This window comes from Amycolatopsis sp. GM8 (genome assembly GCF_021653975.1).
Classification (GTDB): Bacteria; Actinomycetota; Actinomycetes; order Mycobacteriales; family Pseudonocardiaceae; genus Amycolatopsis_E.
Window position 1 is genome coordinate 792,900 of record NZ_JAJKFK010000001.1, and the last position, 21,444, is coordinate 814,343.

Annotated in this window: 26 protein-coding genes and 2 pseudogenes; 11 read left to right on the forward strand and 17 right to left on the reverse strand. The window is 70.0% G+C overall.

Annotated features, from left to right (window positions below; all coding sequences use genetic code 11):
* Positions 1-28: 28 nt before the first annotated feature.
* Positions 29-818 (forward strand): annotated as a pseudogene (locus LOZ83_RS03775) (SDR family oxidoreductase).
* Here the strand turns inward: LOZ83_RS03775 and lgt are convergent.
* From lgt to LOZ83_RS03815, 8 genes are all read right to left on the reverse strand, one after another.
* The gene (gene lgt, locus LOZ83_RS03780; protein WP_236788766.1) at positions 815-1,729 is read right to left on the reverse strand and encodes a prolipoprotein diacylglyceryl transferase; all 915 of its coding nucleotides are present in this window, start codon (positions 1,727-1,729) and stop codon (positions 815-817) included. The pseudogene LOZ83_RS03775 and the gene lgt sit on opposite strands and share 4 nt — an antisense overlap.
* 80 nt (positions 1,730-1,809) lie before the next feature.
* Positions 1,810-1,983, reverse strand: a complete 174-nt coding sequence (locus LOZ83_RS03785; protein ID WP_236788767.1) for a hypothetical protein — start codon at positions 1,981-1,983, stop codon at positions 1,810-1,812.
* 23 nt (positions 1,984-2,006) lie between these two features.
* Positions 2,007-2,561 (reverse strand): Uma2 family endonuclease, encoded by a 555-nt coding sequence (locus LOZ83_RS03790; protein ID WP_236788768.1) that lies wholly within the window; start codon positions 2,559-2,561, stop codon positions 2,007-2,009.
* A 156-nt stretch (positions 2,562-2,717) separates the two neighbouring features.
* Complete coding sequence (gene trpA / locus LOZ83_RS03795) at positions 2,718-3,503, reverse strand: tryptophan synthase subunit alpha (protein ID WP_236788769.1); 786 nt, start codon at positions 3,501-3,503, stop codon at positions 2,718-2,720.
* A complete protein-coding gene (gene trpB / locus LOZ83_RS03800) occupies positions 3,500-4,720 on the reverse strand; it encodes a tryptophan synthase subunit beta (protein ID WP_236788770.1) in 1,221 nt (406 codons plus the stop codon). Before trpB ends, trpA begins: the two co-directional genes overlap by 4 nt.
* Positions 4,717-5,526 carry an indole-3-glycerol phosphate synthase TrpC gene (gene trpC / locus LOZ83_RS03805; protein WP_236788771.1) on the reverse strand — a complete coding sequence of 270 codons (810 nt, stop codon included), beginning with the start codon at positions 5,524-5,526 and terminating at the stop codon, positions 4,717-4,719. The genes trpB and trpC overlap by 4 nt, the downstream gene beginning before the upstream one ends.
* Positions 5,527-5,677: 151 nt before the next feature.
* A complete protein-coding gene (locus LOZ83_RS03810; protein WP_236788772.1) occupies positions 5,678-6,226 on the reverse strand; it encodes a Trp biosynthesis-associated membrane protein in 549 nt (182 codons plus the stop codon).
* Complete coding sequence (locus tag LOZ83_RS03815) at positions 6,204-7,775, reverse strand: anthranilate synthase component I (protein ID WP_236788773.1); 1,572 nt, start codon at positions 7,773-7,775, stop codon at positions 6,204-6,206. Before LOZ83_RS03815 ends, LOZ83_RS03810 begins: the two co-directional genes overlap by 23 nt.
* 147 nt (positions 7,776-7,922) lie before the next feature.
* Here LOZ83_RS03815 and LOZ83_RS03820 point away from each other — a divergent pair, with 147 nt between their 5' ends.
* On the forward strand, positions 7,923-8,552 hold the full coding sequence (locus LOZ83_RS03820; protein WP_236788774.1) for a TetR/AcrR family transcriptional regulator: 630 nt from the start codon (positions 7,923-7,925) through the stop codon (positions 8,550-8,552).
* 185 nt (positions 8,553-8,737) lie between these two features.
* On the opposite strand, the gene LOZ83_RS03825 is transcribed toward LOZ83_RS03820, so the two are convergent.
* The 4 genes from LOZ83_RS03825 to hisF all read right to left on the reverse strand — a co-directional run bounded on the left by LOZ83_RS03825 (position 8,738) and on the right by hisF (position 10,658).
* Positions 8,738-9,037 (reverse strand): hypothetical protein, encoded by a 300-nt coding sequence (locus LOZ83_RS03825; RefSeq protein WP_236788775.1) that lies wholly within the window; start codon positions 9,035-9,037, stop codon positions 8,738-8,740.
* Positions 9,038-9,169: 132 nt separating this feature from the next.
* Complete coding sequence (hisI, locus tag LOZ83_RS03830) at positions 9,170-9,526, reverse strand: phosphoribosyl-AMP cyclohydrolase (RefSeq protein ID WP_236788776.1); 357 nt, start codon at positions 9,524-9,526, stop codon at positions 9,170-9,172.
* Positions 9,523-9,885 carry a hypothetical protein gene (locus LOZ83_RS03835; protein ID WP_236788777.1) on the reverse strand — a complete coding sequence of 121 codons (363 nt, stop codon included), beginning with the start codon at positions 9,883-9,885 and terminating at the stop codon, positions 9,523-9,525. Before LOZ83_RS03835 ends, hisI begins: the two co-directional genes overlap by 4 nt.
* A gap of 11 nt (positions 9,886-9,896) precedes the next feature.
* On the reverse strand, positions 9,897-10,658 hold the full coding sequence (hisF, locus tag LOZ83_RS03840) for an imidazole glycerol phosphate synthase subunit HisF (RefSeq protein ID WP_236788778.1): 762 nt from the start codon (positions 10,656-10,658) through the stop codon (positions 9,897-9,899).
* A gap of 43 nt (positions 10,659-10,701) precedes the next feature.
* Here hisF and LOZ83_RS03845 point away from each other — a divergent pair, with 43 nt between their 5' ends.
* The 4 genes and pseudogenes from LOZ83_RS03845 (at position 10,702) to LOZ83_RS03860 (ending at position 13,407) form a co-directional block, all read left to right on the forward strand.
* Positions 10,702-11,523 (forward strand): hypothetical protein, encoded by an 822-nt coding sequence (locus LOZ83_RS03845; RefSeq protein ID WP_236788779.1) that lies wholly within the window; start codon positions 10,702-10,704, stop codon positions 11,521-11,523.
* Between the two features lie 31 nt (positions 11,524-11,554).
* The gene (locus LOZ83_RS03850; RefSeq protein ID WP_236788780.1) at positions 11,555-12,280 is read left to right on the forward strand and encodes an ABC transporter ATP-binding protein; all 726 of its coding nucleotides are present in this window, start codon (positions 11,555-11,557) and stop codon (positions 12,278-12,280) included.
* Positions 12,277-13,011, forward strand: coding sequence for an ABC transporter permease (locus LOZ83_RS03855; protein ID WP_236788781.1), 735 nt, complete (start codon positions 12,277-12,279; stop codon positions 13,009-13,011). The genes LOZ83_RS03850 and LOZ83_RS03855 overlap by 4 nt, the downstream gene beginning before the upstream one ends.
* Positions 13,012-13,030: 19 nt before the next feature.
* Positions 13,031-13,407: pseudogene (locus LOZ83_RS03860) on the forward strand (PPOX class F420-dependent oxidoreductase).
* On the opposite strand, the gene priA reads toward LOZ83_RS03860, so the two are convergent.
* Together priA and hisH are read right to left on the reverse strand one after the other, a co-directional pair.
* Positions 13,404-14,135: a bifunctional 1-(5-phosphoribosyl)-5-((5-phosphoribosylamino)methylideneamino)imidazole-4-carboxamide isomerase/phosphoribosylanthranilate isomerase PriA gene (gene priA, locus LOZ83_RS03865; protein WP_236788782.1), complete on the reverse strand. Its 732-nt coding sequence runs from the start codon at positions 14,133-14,135 to the stop codon at positions 13,404-13,406. The pseudogene LOZ83_RS03860 and the gene priA sit on opposite strands and share 4 nt — an antisense overlap.
* Positions 14,136-14,158: 23 nt before the next feature.
* On the reverse strand, positions 14,159-14,788 hold the full coding sequence (hisH, locus tag LOZ83_RS03870) for an imidazole glycerol phosphate synthase subunit HisH (protein ID WP_236788783.1): 630 nt from the start codon (positions 14,786-14,788) through the stop codon (positions 14,159-14,161).
* A 114-nt stretch (positions 14,789-14,902) separates the two neighbouring features.
* Between hisH and LOZ83_RS03875 the strand changes: the two genes are divergently transcribed.
* Positions 14,903-15,259 carry a hypothetical protein gene (locus LOZ83_RS03875; RefSeq protein ID WP_236788784.1) on the forward strand — a complete coding sequence of 119 codons (357 nt, stop codon included), beginning with the start codon at positions 14,903-14,905 and terminating at the stop codon, positions 15,257-15,259.
* On the opposite strand, the gene LOZ83_RS03880 is transcribed toward LOZ83_RS03875, so the two are convergent.
* Together LOZ83_RS03880 and LOZ83_RS03885 are read right to left on the reverse strand one after the other, a co-directional pair.
* Positions 15,237-16,112, reverse strand: coding sequence for a transketolase (locus LOZ83_RS03880; protein ID WP_308190184.1), 876 nt, complete (start codon positions 16,110-16,112; stop codon positions 15,237-15,239). The two genes, LOZ83_RS03875 and LOZ83_RS03880, sit on opposite strands and share 23 nt — an antisense overlap.
* 3 nt (positions 16,113-16,115) lie before the next feature.
* Positions 16,116-16,757: a transketolase gene (locus LOZ83_RS03885; RefSeq protein ID WP_236788785.1), complete on the reverse strand. Its 642-nt coding sequence runs from the start codon at positions 16,755-16,757 to the stop codon at positions 16,116-16,118.
* A 53-nt stretch (positions 16,758-16,810) separates the two neighbouring features.
* Between LOZ83_RS03885 and soxR the strand changes: the two genes are divergently transcribed.
* Genes soxR through LOZ83_RS03900 form a run of 3 tightly spaced genes read left to right on the forward strand, consistent with a single transcriptional unit; the run spans position 16,811 to position 18,283 of the window.
* Positions 16,811-17,272, forward strand: a complete 462-nt coding sequence (gene soxR, locus LOZ83_RS03890) for a redox-sensitive transcriptional activator SoxR (protein WP_236788786.1) — start codon at positions 16,811-16,813, stop codon at positions 17,270-17,272.
* 46 nt (positions 17,273-17,318) lie between these two features.
* Positions 17,319-17,867: an RNA 2'-phosphotransferase gene (locus LOZ83_RS03895; RefSeq protein ID WP_236788787.1), complete on the forward strand. Its 549-nt coding sequence runs from the start codon at positions 17,319-17,321 to the stop codon at positions 17,865-17,867.
* Positions 17,864-18,283 (forward strand): GNAT family N-acetyltransferase, encoded by a 420-nt coding sequence (locus LOZ83_RS03900; RefSeq protein ID WP_236788788.1) that lies wholly within the window; start codon positions 17,864-17,866, stop codon positions 18,281-18,283. Before LOZ83_RS03895 ends, LOZ83_RS03900 begins: the two co-directional genes overlap by 4 nt.
* Before the next feature lie 224 nt (positions 18,284-18,507).
* On the opposite strand, the gene LOZ83_RS03905 is transcribed toward LOZ83_RS03900, so the two are convergent.
* Positions 18,508-19,098 carry a TetR/AcrR family transcriptional regulator gene (locus tag LOZ83_RS03905; protein WP_236788789.1) on the reverse strand — a complete coding sequence of 197 codons (591 nt, stop codon included), beginning with the start codon at positions 19,096-19,098 and terminating at the stop codon, positions 18,508-18,510.
* 175 nt (positions 19,099-19,273) lie between these two features.
* Between LOZ83_RS03905 and LOZ83_RS03910 the strand changes: the two genes are divergently transcribed.
* Complete coding sequence (locus tag LOZ83_RS03910) at positions 19,274-21,406, forward strand: MMPL family transporter (RefSeq protein ID WP_236789431.1); 2,133 nt, start codon at positions 19,274-19,276, stop codon at positions 21,404-21,406.
* The last annotated feature ends 38 nt before the right edge of the window (positions 21,407-21,444 follow it).

Sequence of the window (21,444 nt, forward strand, 5' to 3'; positions counted from 1 at the left end):
CCGAACTAGAACCTGTTACTGTTCCGGGATGATCCTCGATCGTTTCCGGGTGCCCGGCAAGGTCGCCGTCGTCACCGGGTCCGGCCGTGGCATCGGCGCGGCGGCCGCCATCGCCCTGGCCGAAGCAGGCGCCGACGTCGTGCTGTCGTCCCGGACCGAGTCCGATCTGGCGAACGTCGCCGCGCAGGTGGCCGAGCGCGGCCGCAGGGCGCACGTGGTGCCGGCGGATCTCAGCGATCCGGCCGCCGCCGCGGCACTGGCGACCGCCGCGGTCGACACGTTCGGCCGGCTCGACATCGTCGTGAACAACGTCGGTGGCGCGTATCCCCGGCCACTGCTGGAATCCACGCCCGAGTTCCTCGAAGAAGCCTTCCGCTTCAACGTTTCCACCGCGCACGCGCTCACGACCGCGGCCGTGCCGGCGATGCTGGCGGCGGGCGGCGGCGCGGTGGTGGGCATCTCGTCGAACATGGGCCGGATCGCCGGGCGCGGGTTCGCCGCCTACGGCACCGCGAAAGCCGCGCTCGCGCACTACACCCGGCTGGCGGCGTACGACCTCGCGCCGAAGATCCGGGTCAACGCGATCGCCGTCGGCTCGGTGGCGACGTCCGCGCTGGACATCGTGGTGAGCAACCCGGAGATCAAGGCGAAAATGGAGGTGGCGACGCCGTTGCGGCGCGTCGGGGACCCCCGAGGACGTCGCCGCGGCGATCATTTTCCTTGTGTCGCAAGCAGGTGCGTACGTGACCGGCAAGGTGCTCGAAGTCGACGGCGGCCTGCAGGCGCCGAACCTCGACCTCGGCCTGCCGGACCTCTAAACCGCCTGTTCCTTCTCGTCGGACTTCGTGGCCGAGCTGAGCAGTTCGGGATCTTCGCGTGGACCGCGGCTACGGGCCACGATGAAGTACACGATCGCACCGATGAACACCACGGCCGAGGTGAACACGTTCACCCGCAGGCCGAGGATGTGGTTGGCGGTGTCGGTGCGGAGCAGTTCGATCCAGAACCGGCCGAGCGTGTAGCCCGCGACGTAGAGCGCGAACGCGCGGCCGTGGCCGAGCTTGAACCGCCGGTCCATCCAGACCACGAACCCGGCGACCGCGAGGTTCCACAGGAGTTCGTACAGGAACGTCGGCTGTACCGGGCTGTCGGGCAGCGGGATGGAGCCGAACGCGACACCGTCCGGGCCCTGGTCGGGGATCGTCGGGTTGTTCGGGTCGAAGCGCTGGTAGATCTCCAGGCCCCAGGGGAGGTTCGTGTGCGCGCCGTACAGTTCCTGGTTGAAGTAGTTGCCGAGGCGGCCGATGGCCTGCGCCGCCACGATCCCGGGCGCGATCGCGTCCGCCATCGCCGGCAGCGGGATTCCCTTGCGGCGGCAGGCAATCCACGCGCCGAGCCCGCCCAGCGCGATGGCGCCCCAGATGCCGAGCCCGCCGTCCCAGATGTAGAGGGCCTTGATCGGGTCCTTGCCCGGAGCGAAGTAGAGCTCCGGATCGGTGATGACGTGGTAGAGCCGCCCGCCGACGATCCCGAACGGCACCGCGAAGACGGCGATGTCGACGACCGCGCCCTTGGCCCCGCCACGCTCCTGCCAGCGTCGCTCGCCCCACCAGATGGCGACGATGATGCCGGCGATGATGCACAGCGCGTAGGCCCGGATCGGGATGGATCCCAGGTACCAGACGCCCTGCTGCGGGCTCGGGATCGTCGCGAGAAAGACGGAGTGCACGGGGCCACCGTAACCTGCGGCGGTAACGACCCGGTGTGCTGCCTCCTACGTGGCGATATACCGCGAGGAGTTCGTCGCGGTCAGTGCGACTCGCGGCCGTTGAGGAAGGCCGAGCCGACCGCCAGCACGCAGCCGGCGGCGAAGATGAGCGTCAGCCACACCGGCCCGCCACGCAGCCCGTTCCAGATCCCGGCGGCGGCCGTGAGCACCGCCATCACGATGTTGCGAACCTGCAGAGGTGTCGGCTTGGCCATACCGGCCAGCCTTGCACACGCGATCAGGCGCCGAGATCCACGGTGGCCGCCAACGGGCTGGTCAGGGTGATCCGGCCGGCCGTGCTGTGGGCGATCTCTCGGTACTCACCGTCGACCAGCTCGTGCAACGTGGCCTCGGCTGGCCGCGCGGCGGCGTCCACCAGCAGGTAGTAGCGAATGTTGGCCTCGGCGTACAGCGCACGCTTGAGCACCCGGTCCTGCATCTTGGTCGACGGAGACTCGATCTCCACCGCGAGCAGCACTTCGACCGCGGGGACGTACACGAGGTCCTCACCCGGGCACGTCACGATTACCAGATCGGGGATGAGCAGCCGTCGGCGGTTCAGGCGCACGTTGACGCCGAGCAGCATTTCGGTGCCAGCAGGAGCGGAATCGCGCAGGGAGTACAGGTTCCCCAGGATTCGTTGATGCCGCGTCGTCGGTGCGGGGCTCACGACGAGCACCCCGTCGACCAGCTCGATACGGCTGCCGCTGTCCTCGGGCAGCTCAAGGACTTCCTCGACAGTCCACTCAGCGGGGTGCCAGGGCACAAGGTTGTCAGGCTCGATATCAGGCACTGCGACCACGGTAGTTCACCCCCGCTCGTGACGAAAACAGCTCTGCACGACAAGCATGACATATCGACCCCCAGTTATGGACGAACATGGGGTTACCGTGCCACTACCCACCGACATTTCCGCTGCGCGGTGGCGCCCTGCCGCGAACCGTCGCGGTCAGGCAGAAACAGGCTGCCGGACGCCTTCGGCGAGTTCCGCGCTCAGCTCGCGCACCGCCGACGCGCCCTCGGCGGCCTTCGTCACCAGCGCCGACCCGACGATCACGGCGTCGGCGAAGCCGGCGACCTCCGCCGCCTGCGCACGCGAGCGCACGCCCAGCCCGACGCCGATCGGCAGGTCCGTGTGCACCCGCGCCCGGCGGACCAGGTCCGCGGCACCGGCGCCGACCTTGTCCCGCGCGCCGGTCACGCCCATCACCGACGTCGCGTAGAGGAAGCCCGACGCCGCCCGCGCGGTCAGGTCGATCCGCTCCTCCGACGACGACGGCGCAACCAGGAAGATCCGGTCCAGCCCGTGCTCCTCCGACGCGGCCAGCCACTCGGCCGCCTCGTCGGGGACCAGGTCCGGGGTGATCATGCCCAGCCCGCCGGCCGCCGCGAGATCGCGCGCGAACCGGTCCACGCCGTAGCGGTGCACCGGGTTCCAGTACGTCATCACGACCGCCCGTCCACCGCGCGCGGAAACCGACTCGACGACCTCGAACAGGTGCTTGATCCGGACGCCCTGCTTCAGCGCCGTGTCCGCGGCGAGCTGGATCGTCGGCCCGTCCATCACCGGGTCGGAGTACGGCATTCCGACCTCGACGAGGTCGGTGCCACCGTCGATCATGGCCGCGAGCATGTCCTTCGAGCCTTCGACGCTCGGGTACCCGGCGGGCAGGTAGCCGACCAGCGCGGCCCGGCCCTCGCCGCGGGTCTGCTCGAACAGAGCCTGCAAACTCACTTGCCCACCAACCCGAACCACTCGGCCGCCGTGTCCATGTCCTTGTCCCCGCGGCCGGACAGGTTGACCAGGATCAGCGCCTCGCGGCCGAGCTCCTGGCCCAGCTGGATCGCGCCGGCCAGGGCGTGTGCCGACTCGATCGCCGGGATGATGCCCTCGGTCCGCGACAGCAGCTTCAGCGCCTCCATCGCCTGGGCGTCGGTGATCGGCCGGTACTCGGCCCGGCCCGAGTCCTTGAGCCACGCGTGTTCCGGGCCGACGCCCGGGTAGTCGAGCCCCGCGGAGATCGAGTGCGACTCCATGGTCTGGCCGTCCTCGTCCTGCAGCAGGTACGACATCGCGCCGTGCAGGTTGCCCGGGGTGCCCTTGGTGAGTGTCGCGCCGTGCCGACCGGTCTCGACGCCGTCGCCGCCGGGCTCCAGGCCGACGAGCCGGACGTCGGGGTCGTCGATGAAGCCGTGGAAGATGCCGATCGCGTTCGACCCGCCGCCGACGCACGCGGCGACGGCGTCCGGCAGCCGGCCGGTCTGTTCCAGGACCTGCGCCCTGGCCTCCTCGCCGATCACCTTGTGGAAGTTGCGCACCATCGTCGGGAACGGGTACGGGCCCGCCGCCGTGCCGAACAGGTAGTGCGTCGTGTCGGCGTTGGTGACCCAGTCGCGCAGCGCCTCGTTGATCGCGTCCTTGAGCGTGCGCGAACCCGTCTTGACCGGCACCACCTCGGCGCCGAGCAGCCGCATCCGCGCGACGTTCAGCGACTGCCGTTGCGTGTCGACCTCGCCCATGTAGACCACGCATTCGAGGTCCAGCAGCGCGCAGGCGGTGGCCGTCGCGACCCCGTGCTGCCCGGCGCCGGTCTCGGCGATGACCCGCTTCTTGCCCATCCGCTTGGTGAGCAGTGCCTGGCCCAGCACGTTGTTGATCTTGTGGGAGCCGGTGTGGTTGAGGTCCTCGCGCTTGAGGAAGATCCGCGCGCCACCCGCGTGCTCGCCGAACCGCACCGCCTCCGTGAGCAGGCTCGGCCGGCCCGCGTAGTCGCGCAGCAGCCGCTTGAGCTCGGCGTTGAACGCCGGGTCCGCGCGGGCCTTGTCGTACTCGGTGGCGACCTCGTCGACGACCCCGATCAGCGCCTCCGGCATGAAGCGGCCGCCGTACTTGCCGCCGTAGTAGCCACGCTCGTCCGGGTCGTGCTCGGAGCGCGGGGAGCGCTCGGTCATCGCGCGGGCCTCGGGCAGGCCGGGTGCGAACCGGCGGTGACCAGTTTGATCAGCGCGCCCTTCGGGTCACCCGAGGCGACCAGGCCCTCGCCGACCAGCACCGCGTCGGCGCCGTGACCGGCGTAGGCCATCAGGTCACCGGGGCCGCGGACCCCGGACTCGGCGATCTTGGTGACGTCGAACGGCAGCCCGGGAGCGAGCCTGCCGAACACGTCGCGGTCCACTTCCAGGGTGTGCAGGTTGCGCGCGTTGATGCCGATGACCTGGGCGCCCGCCTCCAGCGCGCGGTCGGCCTCCTCGGCGTTGTGCACCTCGACCAGCGCCGCCATGCCCAGCGACTCGACCCGATCGAGCAGCGAGACCAGCGCGTTCTGCTCCAGCGCCGCGACGATCAGCAGCACCATGTCCGCGCCATGCGCGCGTGCCTCGTGCACCTGGTACGGGCTGACGACGAAGTCCTTGCGCAGCAAGGGAATGTCGACGGCGGCGCGGACCGCGTCGAGGTCGGCGAGCGAACCGCCGAAGCGGCGCTGCTCGGTGAGCACGCTGATCACGCGCGCACCGGCCTCTTCGTAGTCCTTGGCCAGCGCGGCCGGATCGGCGATCGCCGCCAGCTCGCCCTTCGACGGGCTGCGGCGCTTGACCTCGGCGACCACACCGATCGACGACTCCCGCAGCGCACCCGCGGCATCCCGCGGCGGGGCCGCCTTGGCAGCGAGAACCTTGAGCTCGTCCAACGGCAGTGCCTTCTCGCGCTCGGCGAGATCGACGCGGACACCGGCGATGATTTCTTCGAGAGCGCTCACCGGAAGCCCCCGTCCTCGGGTGTATCCGGATATTCACTCGAAAGCTGGCTCACAAACACCTTCCCCTTCCCGCAGAAAAGATGCTAACCCGCCGACAATCACGGGCCGGTCCCGGGTCGAACATGCCTTGGCAGCGGCCAAATCTCCACCACTACTTGTGATCAGTCGGGTCTTCTCCCTCGGAGAGCGCCTCCCACAGTTCGGTGTCGGGGTCACGCGCGGCCTTGCGCACGCTCGGTGCCGAATAGCGCGCGCCGAGGCGTGGCATCGCGCCGGCGCGCCTGGTGCTGATCAACCCGCCGAGGAGCACGAGAATTCCCGCGAGCAACGCGAGCCCACGGCCGAGGTAGATCTGCCAAATGGGCGCACCCGCGGGAAAACCGCCGAACGACACCCCGTCGACCGCGATCCAGCACGCCCACAGCCCGGCGACAGCGAGTACCCCACCGAGCACCCGGCGTGGCCAGCCGCCGGTCGCGATGGCACCGGCGACCCCGGCGACGGCGAGAAACGCCAGCGGCACGAGCGCGCCGGAGTGCTGCGCGCCCGTCTGGGTCTCCAGGATCGTGCCCCGCACGCCGGCGTCACGAAGCTGGGCCGACCAGACGAGCCGAGACGAACCCCACAGTGCCGCCGCCCCGAGGAGCAACGTCACCGAGACCGTCCACAGTGGACGCTTACTGGACGCTGGCGATGTCATCGGTCGGATCCAATGCCCTGGCGGGGGCCATGGTCTGCGCGGCGGCGACGGCCGAAAGCACCGTGCGCGCCTTGTTGAGCGATTCGTTGTCCTCGTAGTCGGCGACCGAGTCCGCGACCACGCCACCGCCGGCCTGCACGTACGCGACGTTGTCCCGCACCAGCGCGGTGCGGATGGCGATGGCCGTGTCGGCGTCCCCGGCGAAGTCGAGGTAACCCACGACGCCACCGTAGAGGGCGCGGCGGACCGGTTCCAGCTCCTCGATCAGTTCCATCGCGCGCACCTTGGGCGCGCCCGACAGGGTGCCGGCCGGGAAGCACGAGGCCACGGCGTCGAACGCGGTGCAGTCGTCGCGCAGCTCGCCGGTGACGGTCGACACGATGTGCATCACGTGGCTGTAGCGCTCGATGGTGAAGAAGTCGACGACGTGCACGGTGCCGGGCTTGCACACCTTGCCGAGGTCGTTGCGGCCCAGGTCGACGAGCATCAGGTGCTCGGCGCGCTCCTTCTCGTCCGCGAGCAGGTCCTTCGCCAGCTGGGCGTCCTCCTCGGGATCGACGCCGCGCCAACGGGTCCCGGCGATCGGGTGCGTGGTCGCGCGCCCTTCGTGCACGGTGACCAGTGACTCCGGGCTCGAGCCGACGATGTCGAAACCCTCCAGCCGTAGCAGGTACATGTACGGGCTGGGGTTGGAGGTGCGCAGCACGCGGTAGATGTCGAGCGCGCTCGCCTGGGTCTCGATCTCGAAACGTTGCGAGGGCACGACCTGGAATGCCTCACCGGCCTTGATCGCCTCGACGGCCGTCTCCACCGCCTGGTGGTAGTCCTCCTTCGTGCGGTGCCGGCGGAACTCCGGCGCGGGCCGGGAGAACACCGCGGTGGTCGACGGCGCGGCCACCCGCAGCTGCTCGGTCATCGCCTCCAGCCGGCGGACCGCGTCGTCGTACGCCGCGTCGACGCGCTCCGGTGAGTCGTCCCAGTTCACCGCGTTCGCGATCAGCGTGACCGTGCCCTCGTGGTGGTCGACCGCCGCGAGGTCGGTCGCGAAGAGCATCGTCAGCTCGGGGATGTCGATGTCCTTCTCGGCCAGCTCTGGCAGCTTTTCCAGCCAGCGCACGGCGTCGTAGCCGATGTAGCCGACCATGCCGCCGGTCAGCGGTGGCAGGCCGGGCAGCCGCTCGGTGTGCAGCGCGGCCACGGTCTCGCGCAGCACCTGCAGCGGGTTGCCCTCGGTGGGCAGCCCGACCGGCGGGGTGCCCACCCATACCGCCTTCCCATCACGCACGGTGAGCGCGGCGGGGCTGCGCACTCCGATGAACGACCATCGTGACCAGGACTGCCCGTTCTCCGCCGACTCGAACAGGAACGTGCCGGGCCGGTCCGCGGCCAGCTTCCGGTACACGCTGACCGGGGTCTCCCCGTCGGCGAGCAGCCGCCGGACGACCGGGATGACCCGGCGGCCCTCGGCGAGCGCGCGGAACTCGTCCCGCGGCGGGCTGACGGCACCGAGCCCGACGGGTACGGAACTCGCGGAGTGGACAGTGACCATGCGGAAAGCCTAGCCACGCGCAGCGTGTCCGTGAGGGGTGGTGGTCGGGCGAGGGGCTGGCGCTAGCCACGCGCCGCTGGGCACTCGCAGACGGCCAAGAATTCACCGCTCGTTGAATTCTGTGCCAGGGCGAGTCATGATGGACTGGTGAGCACGACTGATGAACCGAAGGCCGGCAAGCGGCGCGGCCGCCGCCCCGCCGGGGAGGACACCCGGACGGCGCTCCTGGACGCCGCCCGCGCGGTGTTCTCCGAGAACGGCTACGACGGTGCCACAGTGCGCGCCATCGCCGCCAGGGCGGGCGTCGACGCGGCCATGGTCAACCACTGGTTCGGCGGCAAGGACTCACTGTTCGCCCAGGCCGTGCTCGAATTGCCGTTCGACCCCCAGATGGTCGTCGACACGCTGCTCGAGGGCGAGGTGGACACGCTCGGCGAGCGGATCGTCCGCCGGTTCGTGACCGTGTGGGACTCGACCTCGGGCGGCGTTTTCCCCGCGCTGGTCCGGAGCCTGGCCAGCCATGACAAGGCCGCGATCGGCCTGCGGGACTTCCTGATCAAGAACATCCTCGACAAGATCGTGGCCCAGATCAAGACTGACCAACCCCAGTTGCGCGCCACCTTGTGCGCCTCCCAGCTGATCGGCATCGGCATGGCGCGCTACGTCGCGCGGTTCGAGCCACTCGGCTCGGCCGACACCGAAACGGTGGTGGCCGCGGTAGCGCCCACCCTGCAGCGCTACCTCACCGGCGACATCGGTTCCATCAGTTCGAATTAGCGTGCCGTTTGTCGCTGATCCGGCGGCAGCCACAGCGGAAACGGGTTTCTGCGAACAGGTCGTGTCCGCCTGCTTTCGACCGGATCAGTACCGCGCCGTTCGTCACCAATCCGACCACAGTCACGGGTTTCAGCCAGCAGGCCGGGCCGCGGACCGGCTTTTGCCGGATCGGTGACCTGGCTCGTTCACACGGCCGCTTTCTCCCCCGCCAGACCGAGCCTGCGCATCGCTCCCTCCACGTCGCTCGCGTGCGCCACCGCGATCCGTTCCGCGGCCCGCAGCGAGAGCCGTGCGGTGTCGAGGAACTGACGCAGGTCCTCACCGTCCGTTGTGGACAGTTCGCCAGGGTTGTCCATGTCCGCGCGCATGACCTCGTCCACGGCCCGGTCGATGGCCAGCACGCCGTCCAACGCGTCGTCGAGCCGGTTCACCAACTGCCGCGCCCTACCGCGCAATTGTTCGTAATAGAGTTGGGTGTCGCTCATGATCACTACCTTTCGGAACTGGTGGAAAACCTCGTGTCCCACAGAGTTCCGAAAGAAGTCCCCCTTGGCAACGAATCAGACAACGCGATCCGAAGTTCACCCGTAAGATCGATTTCGCCGACTTCGGGGCGGCTAGCCGCGGTCGTCCGACAGCAACAGTCTTTCCTCGGTGTCGAAGCAACTCCGGGTGTTCGTGTGGCAGGCGGGACCGACCTGGTCGACCCGCACCAGGACGGTGTCGGCGTCGCAGTCCAGGCGGACCTCGCGCACGTGCTGGGTGTGCCCCGACGTCTCGCCCTTGACCCACAACTCCTTGCGGCTGCGGGAAAAGTACGTGCCGCGGCGGGTGGTCAGGGTGGCTTCGAGCGCCTCGTCGTTCATCCACGCGACCATCAGCACGTCCGAGGTCTCGTGGTCGACGACGACCGCGCAGATCAGCCCGTCGGCGTTGCGCTTCAGGCGCGCGGCAAGCGCGGGATCGAGCGTCATGCCGCGTCTCCGAGCAGATATCGCCGCACGGGCCCCGAATTCAGCAGCACCCAGCTGTAGATGTAGCCGATCGCCAGCACCGCCGAGAACAGCTTGAACCACAGCACCGCACCGGCCAGCAACAGGAAAGCGTGCAGCAGCCCCAAAACCGCGGCCACGGCGAAGCCGAAGAACCGGGACGACGGCATCCGCAGCGCGAGCCCGCCCGCGACGAGCCCGCCCAGGACGACGCTCGCGACCGGCAACAGCAGCGTGCGCGGCGAGGCGTCGGACGTGGTCACGATGACGATGCCGAGCGCGAGGTAGGCCAGGCCGAGCCCGACCATCATCGCCATCGCCAGTTTCACTTCGATGGCCACCGATTTGAGCTTCACCGGATCTCGACTCCCCCGGCGCGCAAGGCATCCTTCACGTCGCCGATCTTCAACTGTCCGAAGTGGAACACGCTCGCGGCGAGCACCGCGTCCGCACCGGCCAGCACGGCGGGCAGGAAATGCTCCACCGCGCCCGCGCCGCCGCTCGCGATCACCGGCACCCGCACGACCTTGCGGGTCAGTTCGATCAGCTCGAGGTCGAAACCGTTCTTCGTGCCGTCCGCGTCCATCGAGTTGAGCAGGATCTCGCCCACGCCCAACTCCTCGCCGCGGGCGGCCCACTCGACGGCGTCGGTTCCGGTGCCCTTGCGACCGCCGTGCGTGGTCACCTCGAAGCCCGACGCGGTCCCGGGCGCGCGGCGCGCGTCGACCGACAGCACGATGCACTGCGCGCCGAACCGCCGCGACGCCTCGTGCAGGAACTCCGGGCGGGCGATCGCCGCCGTGTTGATGCTCACCTTGTCCGCGCCCGCGCGCAGCAGCCGGTCGACGTCCTCGCAGGCACGCACGCCACCGCCGACGGTCAGCGGGATGAACACCTGCTCGGCCGTACGGCGCACCACGTCGTAGGTGGTCTCGCGGTTGCCGGAGGACGCGGTGACGTCGAGGAAGGTCAGCTCGTCGGCGCCTTCCGCGTCGTACAGGCGGGCCAACTCGACCGGGTCACCGGCGTCACGCAGGTCGGCGAAGTTGACGCCCTTCACAACACGGCCGGCATCGACGTCCAGGCACGGAATCACCCTTACGGCTACGGACATATGCCCAGGATATCCGCGCACCCGGAGTTCCTAAGCTGGCGGCATGTGGTGGGGATGGCTGTGTGCGGTGGTGGCCGCCGTCGCGTACGGGGTGGCCTCGGTGTTGCAGGCGGTCGCGGCGCGCGCGGTCGACGGGGGTGAGCGCGGGGTCGATCCGCGGCTCCTGGTGCGCGTGTTCCGGCAGTGGCGGTACGTCGCCGGGACCGGGCTGGACGTGCTCGGCTTCCTGGCGCAGCTGGTCGCGCTGCGGGTGCTGCCGCTGTTCGCGGTGCAGGCGGCGCTCGCGGCGAGCCTGGCGGTGACGGCGGTCGCCGCGATCGGCATCGGCGCGCGGCTGCGCGCGCGGGAATGGGTCGCGGTCGCCCTGGTGTGCGGGGGCCTCGGGCTGCTGGGCGTATCGGCGCAGGGCGAGGGTTCGAACCCGGTCGGGTTCGGCTTCCACCTCTCGCTCGTGATCGCGGCGGCGGTGCTCGGTGTCGTCGGCATGGCGGCCGGGCGGGCCCCGGGGCGCGTGCGCAGCCCGGCGCTGGGCCTGGTCGCGGGGCTCGAGTTCGCACTGGTCGCGCTCGCCGGACGGATCGTCTCGGCGAACAGCCTCGGCGGGTTCCTCACCGACCCCGCGACGTACGCGATCGCGGCCGCCGGGGCGCTCGGCATGCTGTTCTTCGCCTCGGCGCTGCAACGCGGCAGCGTCACGACGGCGACCGCGCTGATGGTGGTCGGCGAGACCGTGCTGCCGTCGGTGATCGGCGTGCTGGCACTCGGCGACACCACGCGGCCCGGGTTCGGGATTCTCGCCGTGGCGGGGTTCGTCCTCGCCGTGGTCTCCGCGCTGGCGCTGGCCCGCTTCGGAGAAGTGTCTTGACCTAGGACGGCCACTGCCTCAAATTAAACACATGAGGAATTCAGCCGTCAGCGTCGACGGCCTCCGGGTGCGTCGCGGCGGGCGCGAGGTGGTGTCCGGCGTGAGCTTCGAGATCGCGGCGGGCGCCGTGACCGGTTTGCTCGGGCCGAGCGGCTGCGGCAAGACAACCGTCATGCGGTCGATCGTCGGCGTCCAGATCGTCGCGGGCGGCCGGGTGACCGTGCTCGGCGAACCGGCGGGCAGCCCGGCGTTGCGGCGCAAGATCGGTTACGCCACCCAGGATCCGGCGGTCTACTCGGATCTCACGGTCACCGAATCGCTGCGCTACTTCGCCGCGATCCTGCGTGCACCATCGTCCGATGTGGACAGAGTGATCGCGTCGGTCGGACTGGAAACCGAGGCACACAAACTGATCGGCGCGCTGTCCGGGGGCGAGCACTCGCGGGCCAACCTCGCGATCGCGTTGCTGGGCAAGCCGGAACTGCTCGTGCTGGACGAACCGACCGTCGGCCTGGATCCGGTGCTGCGGGACTCGCTGTGGGGGCTGTTCCGCTCGCTGGCCGCCGCGGGGACGACCCTGCTGGTCTCGAGCCATGTGATGGACGAGGCCGCGCGGTGCGACCGGCTCCTGCTCATGCGCGACGGCCTGCTGCTGACCGACGACACCCCGGACGGCCTGCGCGACCGCACCGGCTCGGCCGATCTGGAGCAGGCGTTCCTGCACCTGATCCGCGAACAGGAGGCGGCGCGACCGTGAACCCCGTACTGGCTTTCGCCACCGCACGGCGGATCCTGACCCAGCTCCGCCACGACCCGCGCACCGTCGTGATGCTGATCATCGTGCCGTCGCTGCTGATGGTGCTGCTGCGGTACGTGCTCAACTCGCCGCGGCTGTTCAGCGCCACCGCACCGGCGTTGCTGGGCGTGTTCCCGTTCCTGATCATGTTCCTGATCACCTCGGTCACCACGCTGCGCGAACGCACGACCGCGACCCTGGAACGGCTGATGACGCTGCCGATCGGCCGGCTGGACCTGCTGTTCGGCTACGCGCTGGCGTTCGGCGGGCTCGCGGTCGTGCAGGTCGCCGTCGCCGCCGGGGTGTCGGTGACGTGGCTCGGTCTCGACGTCCGCGGCTCGCTGTGGCTGCTGATGCTCATCGCGGTGCTCGACGCACTGCTGGGGATGGCGCTCGGCCTGTTCGTCAGCGCGTTCGCCCGTACCGAGTTCCAGGCGATCCAGTTCATGCCGGTGTTCGTGCTGCCGCAGATCCTGCTGTGCGGCCTGTTCGTGGCACGCGCGTCGATGGGCTGGGTGCTGCACTGGCTGTCGAACGTGATGCCGCTTTCCTACGCGGTGGAGGCGCTCGGCCGCGTCACCACTTCGTCCACAGTGGACATCACGTTGGTGCGGGACCTGCTGGTGGTGGCGGGCTGCGCGCTGCTCGCGCTGGTGCTGGGCGCGGCCACGTTGCGCCGGCGGACGCCGTGAGCACCGCTACTGTGGGCCCATGACGGAAGCCCTCGGCGCTGAGAAGTACGTGCTGCTGACCACGTTCCGCAAGGACGGCACCCCGGTGTCGACGCCGATCTGGGTGGCGGCCGACGGCGGCGAGCTGGTGATGTTCTCCGAACGCAAGGCCGGCAAGATCAGGCGCATCCGCCGCGACGGCAAGGTCCGGGTGCAGGCCTGCGACCTGCGCGGACGGCAGACCCACGGCCCCGAACTGACCGGCACCGCACGGTTGGTCGAGGGCGAGGACTACCGCCGCGTGCAGCGCCTGCTCGCGCGCAAGTACGGCATCATCGGGCAGGTCAGCTCTTCTTCAGCCGCCTGCGCGGGCCCAAGGACCGCACCGTCGGAATAGCGATCCGGCTCGACGCCTAGCGAACCGCGGCCAGGGCCTCGGGCAGGGTGAAGGCACCGGCGTAGAGGGCCTTGCCGACGATCGCGCCCTCGACGCCGTCGCCGGCCAGCGTCGCCAGCGCGCGCAGGTCGTCCAAACTGGACACTCCGCCGGAGGCGATGACGGGTGCGTCGGTGCGCGCCGCGACCTCGCTGAGCAGCTCGATGTTCGGGCCCTTGAGGGTGCCGTCCTTGCTGACGTCGGTGACCACGTAGCGGCTGGCGCCGTCGCGGTCGAGCCGGTCCAGCACCTCCCACAGGTCCCCGCCGTCCTTGGTCCACCCGCGCGCGGCGAGCCGGTGACCCGCCTCGGTGATGCGCACGTCCAGGCCGATCGCGACCCGGTCGCCGTGCGTGGCAACGGCTTTCGCGGTCCACTCCGGATCTTCGAGCGCGGCCGTGCCCAGGTTCACCCGCCGGGCGCCGGTGGCCAGCGCGGCCTCCAGTGACTGATCGTCACGGATCCCGCCGGACAGCTCGACCTGGACATCCAGCCGCGCCACCACATCGGCCAGCAGCTCGCGGTTCGAGCCCTTGCCGAACGCGGCGTCGAGATCGACCAGATGGATCCACTCCGCCCCGTCCCGCTGCCAGGCCAGGGCCGCCTCCAGCGGGTCGCCGTAGGCGGTCTCGGTGCCGGCTTCGCCTCGCACGAGCCGGACGGCCTGGCCGTCGGCCACATCCACAGCGGGAAGGAGCGTGAAAGTCACCCCGTCACTATAGGTGAGCCCGGTCAGAGGGTCCGCAGCCAGTTCTCCAGCAGCTGCGCGCCCGCGTCGCCGGACTTCTCCGGGTGGAACTGGGTGGCCCACAACGGCCCGTTCTCCGCCGCGGCGACGAAGTCCTCGCCGTGGTGCGCCCAGGTGACCTTGGGCTGCTGGCCGGGCAGGCCGGAGTCGAGCTCCCAGGTGCGCACGGCATAGGAGTGCACGAAGTAGAACCGTGCGTCCGGGTCGAGACCGGCGAACAGTTGCGAGTCGGCGGGCGCGCGCACGGTGTTCCAGCCCATGTGCGGCACGACGTCGGCGTGCAGGCGATCGACGGTGCCGGGCCACTCCCCGGTTCCCTTCGACTCCACTCCGTGCTCGACGCCGCGTTCGAAGAGGATCTGCATGCCGACGCAGATGCCGAGCACGGGGCGGCCGCCGGCGAGCCGGGTGCCGATGATCTTGTCGCCGTTGACGGACAGAAGTCCTTCGATACAGGCGGCGAACGCGCCGACGCCGGGCACCACGAGACCGTCCGCGGCCAGCGCCGCCCGCGGGTCCGCGGTCACTTCGACCTCGGCACCGGCGCGCCGCACGGCACGTTCGGCGGATCGAAGGTTCCCGGAACCGTAATCCAGAATCACGACACGAGTCACGACAGGAGTCTAAGGTGGCAGACCAACGGCTTCCAACAACGCCGCCCTCCCCTTGGTTTGAGTTTTTCCCAGGCGGGGAACAGTTCCACGGGCTGGCAGGCAAAGGGAGTGAGAATGCTTTCGCAAAGCGGTTCGACCACGAGACCGACCCGAAGAATCATCACGCTGGCCGATGAACTGGCCGACGAACTCTCCCGTTTCGACGCCGACGAGCTGGGCACGGCCGAACTGCGCGGGCTGATGCGCGGGATGACCGGCACCGCCTCGGCGCTCACCCGGATCCTCGACCAGCTGCGCGAGTGCCCTGTGCTCACCCAGTCCGAGCTGGACCGGCCCGCGCACCAGACGATGCGCAGCGAGCTGGACCAGGCGGCCGCCGCGGCCGAGGATCTGCGGGTGACCGCCGAGTCACTGTGCCGGCTGCTCCCGGTGGACATGTCCGGCCCGCTCAGTTCCCGCAGAAGTCGCTGATCGCGGCCTGCAGGCTGGGCAGGTCGAGGCCGTGAACGGCGTCGTGGTCGGCGGGGTTGCCGTAGACGCGCACCTCCGCGTCGCGGCGGACGCCCAGCGAACGCAGCCGGTGCGGCACGTCCGCCAGCGCCTGCGCGACCTGGTGTGCGGACGTGCCCGCCAGGTATGGCTCGACGAGCACGACGTCGGCGACATCGCCGATCGCGGCCCGTAAACCCTTGGCGTCGAAGGGGCGGATCGTGTTGGCGTACAACAAGGTCACATCCAGGTCCCCGGTCGCGGCGAGTACCCGATCCAACACGGGTCCGACGGCCAGCACGACGCCACGGCGCCCTTCGCGCAGTAGCTGGAAGCCCGCGCCGAGGTGTGGCCGCGCGTTCGTCTGGTCGCTCAGCCGCACGTAAACGGCGCTGTCGCCCGGCAAGGACTCGAGCAGCAGCCGTCGTGCCTCGCCGGGATGCCCGGGGACGTGCACGGTCCAGCCCGGCACGGTGTCGAGCAACGCGACGTCGGCCGGCGACTGGTGCGTGCGACCGGGCAGGTCGTAGGACGCGCCCGAGGACACCAGCACCGCGCCTACGCCTTGATGCGTCAGGTCGAGTTTGATCTGTTCGTACGGCCGCTCGACGAGGAAGGGCGCCAGGGCGTGCGCCACCGGACGCAGGCCGGCCAGCGCCAGCCCGCCGGCCACGCCGATGAGCGCCTGCTCGCGGTTGCCGACGTCGAGCACCCGGCCGGGATACCGGCGCCGCGCGTGCGCCACCGACTCCGCCGGGATGTCCGCGAGCACCAGCACCAGCCGCGGATCGGCGGCCAGCGCTTCGTCCATTGTGGACAGGAAGGTGGCGCGCACGGCTCAGCGTCTCGCCGGTTCGACGACCGCCACCACGCACAGCGGCTGGGCCGGATGGGGCGCGGTGAATGCGTCGTACAACGCTTCGTGGTCATGGCCGTCGACCACGCGGGTTGCCCAGCACTCGACCGCGAACCGGCGCTCGATGCCGCCGGGCCAGCCGTGGGTGGCCGACGCGCTGTCGATCACCACGGCGGTCAGCTGGTCCATCGCCAGGCGCCCGGCGAGCGCGATCGCCTCGGCGTTCGAGCCCTCGTCGAGCTCGGCGTCGCCGATGAGCACCATGACCTTCGGCCTGGTGATCCGCTGCGCGCGCAAGCCGAAGACGGTGCCGAGCGCCAGCGCCAGCCCGTGCCCGGGCGAGCCGGTCGAGATTTCCGCGCCCGGCACGCGGGTTCGGTCCGGGTGCGGGCCCAGGCGCGAGCGCACGGACGTCCGGTCGCCGAGTTCGTCCGGGTCGAGGAATCCTTTGGCGGCGAGCACGGCGTAGTACGGCATCGACTCGTGCCCGTCGGACAGCAGGAATCGGTCACGCTTCGGATCGCGCACCGTTTCCGGCGACACGTTCAGCACCCGGTCGAAAAGCACCCAGAGCACGTCCACAGTGGACCCCCACGCGGCCAGGTCCTTGGTGACGGTGGTCATGCCCCCACGGTGCAACCTCGACTTAAGTTGAAGTCAAGGCTACCCTGGCGGACGTGACCAAGCTTGCCGACCATCTCAGCATCGGCCAGGTCGCGGAACGCAGTGGAGTGCCGCACACGGCGCTGCGATTCTACGAGGATCGCGGTCTGATCTCCTCGGTGCGGTCCGCGGGCAACCAGCGCCGCTACGCGCGCACGGTCCTGCGCCGGATCGCGTTCATCCGGGCCGCTCAGCGGGTGGGTCTGAGCCTCGAAGAGATCAGCGAGGCGCTGGGCACCCTGCCCAGGGATCACGCACCGACGAAGGCGGACTGGGCGCGGCTCTCGCGCAACTGGCAGGACGAACTGGAGGCGCGGATCGACGCGCTGCAGCGGCTGCGGGACCGGCTCACCGGGTGTGTCGGCTGCGGCTGCCTGTCGTTGCGGATGTGCGGGCTGTACAACCAGGACGACCAGATGTCCCGCTTCGGCCCCGGCGCGCGCCTGCTCAGGCCCGCGATGGAGGGCGGCGCGTAGAAACCGCTTGCGCGGTAGGGGTGTTCCGTGCGCCAATCGAGGCAGCATGGAAAACAGAAGAATGATCTCGCTTTCGAAGCGACTTTCCCGGCATCTGCGCCACGCCCCCGAAGCGATCGGGGTGACCTTGGGTCCCGGCGGCTGGATCGAGGTCGAGGTCCTGCTCGCCGCGCTGGCCCGGCACGGGCTCCGGATGACGCGAGCCGAGCTCGAGGAACTGGTGGCGCGCAACGACAAACAGCGTTTCGCGTTCGATGACAGCGGCGAGTCGATCCGCGCGAGCCAGGGCCACAGTGTGGCGGTCGAGCTCGGCCCGCCGGTCGCCGATCCGCCCGCGCTCCTGTTCCACGGCACCGTCGAGCGGTTCCTCTCCGCCATTCTGAGCGAAGGCCTGCGGCCGATGGCGCGGCACGACGTACACCTTTCGCAGGCGCGCGAGACGGCCATTCGCGTAGGTGCGAGACGAGGGAAACCGGTCGTGCTCGAGATCGACGCGGCAGCGATGAGCGAGGCCGGGCACGAGTTCCGGGTGAGCGCGAACGGTGTCTGGCTGACGGCGCGGGTACCCCCGGAATTCCTCCGGCGGACGGAATGACACACATCCGCCCGGCGGTTCTCGCCGACGCCGACGCGGTTTTCGCGCTCCTGGCACAGTTCGCGACGAGCTATGAGCCGTCACGGGGGGCGTTCGACCGGAACTACGGACACCTGGTGCGGGGCGACGCCGACCTGCTGGTGGCCGAGGACGCCGGTGAGGTCGCCGGATATGCGCTCGCGACCCGGTTTCTGGTGCTGTACGCGAACGGCTGGGTCGCCGAACTGCAGGAGCTGATGGTCGCGCCGGCGTCGCGAGGACGCGGAATCGGGCGGGCGCTGGTGACCGCGATCGCCGACCGGGCCCGCGCCGCGGGGGCGGTCGAGCTCACCGTGCCGACCCGCCGGGCGCGGGACTACTACGTCGCACTGGGATTCACCGACACCGCGACCTACCTCAAACTCCCCCTGCCCTGACACCACGCCCTCCCCGGCGTGTTTGCCCCTCCCGCGCGCGTGTTTGCCGCCCACGTCGCCGTGTTTGCCCGTGGCGTCGGTGAGTTGGCCCGTGGCGTCGGTGAGTTGGCCGCCCAGGAAGCGGCGCCCGCGCCACCGGCAAACTCACCCGCACCACGCGCAAACTCACCCGCGCAGCGGGCAAACACGCGGGCGCCAGACGCAAACACGCGCGGCGGGGAGGGTCAGGCGGGGCGGCGGGGGCGGCCCAGGAGGCGGCGGCCGACGTCGAGGAGGTGACCGCGCAGGGTGTCGTCGTCGAGGGCGGCGAACTGCGGGGAACCGCCGGTGAGGGCGATGCCCGTGATGGCCGCGTGCGCGGCGATCGCCCTGTTCACATCGCCTTCCGGGCCCGTGAAGATCGCCATCATCGGCACGCTGAAGTTCTCCCGCGTCGCCCACGAAGCCGTCAGCACGCGCATGATCCCCGGGTCCCGGCTGAACAACGACACCAGCGTCCGGTGCCGCACCACGGTGTCCACGAAGCCGGTCAGCATGTGGTCGATCCGCGCGTTGCGGCCCCGCAGCCGGGAAGCCTCCTGCACCACCTGGTCCAGCTCACGCAAGCCCGGCTCGGCGACCGCGCCGGCGATCTCGTCCTTCGTCTTGAAGTGGTAGTAGACCGCGGCCTTCGTGACGCCCAGCGCATCGGCGATCATCTGCAGCGACGTGCCTTCCACGCCGTGCTCGGTGAACAGCCGCAAGGCGGTCGAGAGCAGTCGCGTCCGCGTGTCTTCCCGGCCGCTCTCAACCACAGCGGCAGGACCGGCTGCCATCGCACCCTCCCAGTGAACACGCAGAGAGTACGCGTCCCGCGCACCACCAATCAAGCCGAAACGCTAGCCGTGCGGCTAGTCACACGCTAGCCGATCGGCTTGTAAGTCCACTTGCCGATCGGCTAGCGTGGAATCACTCGATCGTATGACGGACGACCGTATTGGAGTCCTGCTCGTGGCCACTCTGCTGTACCGGCTCGCCCGCTTCTCGTTCCGCCGCCGCCTGCTCGTCACAGCCGTCTGGGGTGCCGTACTGATCGTGTTCGGGCTCGGCGCCGTGACGCTGTCCGGGCAGATGACGAACAACGTGACCATCCCCGGCACCGAGTCACAGCAGGCGATCGACCACCTCCAGGAGCGCTTCCCGCAGGCCTCGGTCGGCGGCGCGACAGCCCGGGTCGCGATCGCGGCACCGGCCGGGCAGAAGCTCACCGATCCCGCCAACAAGGCCGTGGTCGAGCAGCTCGTCACGACGCTCAAGACCGCGCCCAAGGCGCGCATGGTCACCGACCCGTTCCAGGCCGGGACCGTCTCCCCCGACGGCCGCGTCGCGCTCGCACAAGTCAGCTACGCGGTGCAGGCCTCGGACCTGACCGACGCCGACCGCCAGGGCGTCACCGCGCCCGCCGACATCGCCCGCCATGCCGGACTGACGGTCGAGTTCGGCGGCGACGCGATCCAGGGCGTGCCGGCGGTCGGTGGCACCGAAGGGATCGGCGTGATCATCGCGGCGATCGTGCTCACCGTGACGTTCGGTTCGCTCATCGCCGCCAGCCTGCCGCTGCTGACCGCGCTGATCGGGGTGGGCGTCGGGCTGGCCGGGATCATGACCGTCTCCGGGTTCACCGAGCTGAACTCGAACACCCCGATCCTCGCGCTGATGCTCGGCCTCGCCGTCGGGATCGACTACGCGCTCTTCATCGTTTCGCGCTATCGCCACGAGCTGGGCGAAGGCAACGAACCCGAGGAAGCCGCGGCGCGCAGTGTCGGTACCGCGGGTTCCGCCGTGGTGTTCGCCGGGCTGACCGTGATCATCGCGCTCGTCGGGCTGACCGTCGTGGGCATCCCGTTCCTCGGGCAGATGGGCATCGCCGCCGCGGCGACCGTCGCGGTCGCCGTGCTGATCGCGCTGACCCTGCTGCCCGCGATCCTCGGTTTCGCCGGCCGGAAGGTGCTCGGCAAGCGCGCCAAGAAGTCGGCGAAGATCACGAACGGCGAGCGCTGGGCCCGATTCGTGGCGCGGCACCGGATTCCGGTCCTGCTCGCGGGCGTCGCGGGACTGCTGATCGTCGCGATTCCCGCGCTGAGCATGCAACTCGGCCTGCCCAACGACGCGACGGCTGCGCCGGATTCGACGCAGCGCAAGGCATACGACCTCGTCACCGAGGGCTTCGGCCCCGGCGTCAACGGCCCGCTGGTCGTGGTGATCTCCGACGCGACCACCCAGAACACCGCCGAGGCCGCCGACCGGATCTCGCGGCTCGACGACGTCGCGGCCGTGACGCGGCCGCAGTTCAACGAGCAGCACGACACCGCGATGTTCACGGTGATCCCGAAGAGCGGCCCGGGCAGTGCCCAGACCGAGAAGCTGGTCGGCGACATCCGGGCGCACGCGGACGGCACGCAACTGGCCGTGACCGGGCAGACCGCGTTGCAGATCGACGTTTCCGCGAAGCTCGCGGATGCGATGCTGCCCTACCTCACGCTCATCGTCGGGCTCGCGTTCCTCTTGCTGATGCTCGTTTTCCGCTCGGTGATCGTGCCGCTGAAGGCGACGCTCGGGTTCCTCGGCTCGGTCGCCGCGACGTTCGGCGCGGTGGTCGCGGTCTTCCAGTGGGGCTGGCTGAACGACCTGCTCGGCGTCGAGTCGACCGCGCCGATCATGAGCCTGCTGCCGATCCTGCTGATCGGCGTGCTGTTCGGGCTCGCCATGGACTACCAGGTGTTCCTGGTGACGCGGATGCGCGAGGAACACGTGCACGGCGCGGACGCGCGGCAGGCGATGGTCAGCGGTTTCCGGCACGGTTCGCGTGTCGTGGTCGCCGCCGCGCTGATCATGGTCAGCGTGTTCGCCGGGTTCGTCCTCGCGGACACGACGCTCATCCAGTCGATCGGGTTCGCGCTCGCGTTCGGTGTCGCGGTGGACGCGTTCGTCGTGCGGATGACAATCGTGCCCGCGGTGATGTCGTTGCTCGGCGCGAAAGCCTGGTGGCTGCCCAAGTGGCTCGACCGGGTACTGCCCAATGTGGACGTTGAGGGCGAGAAGCTCACCAAGCGGCTGGACGAGAAGGAACTCGAGACGGTCTAGACGCTGGAACATGGCATTGCGCGTCTGAGCCATGGGAA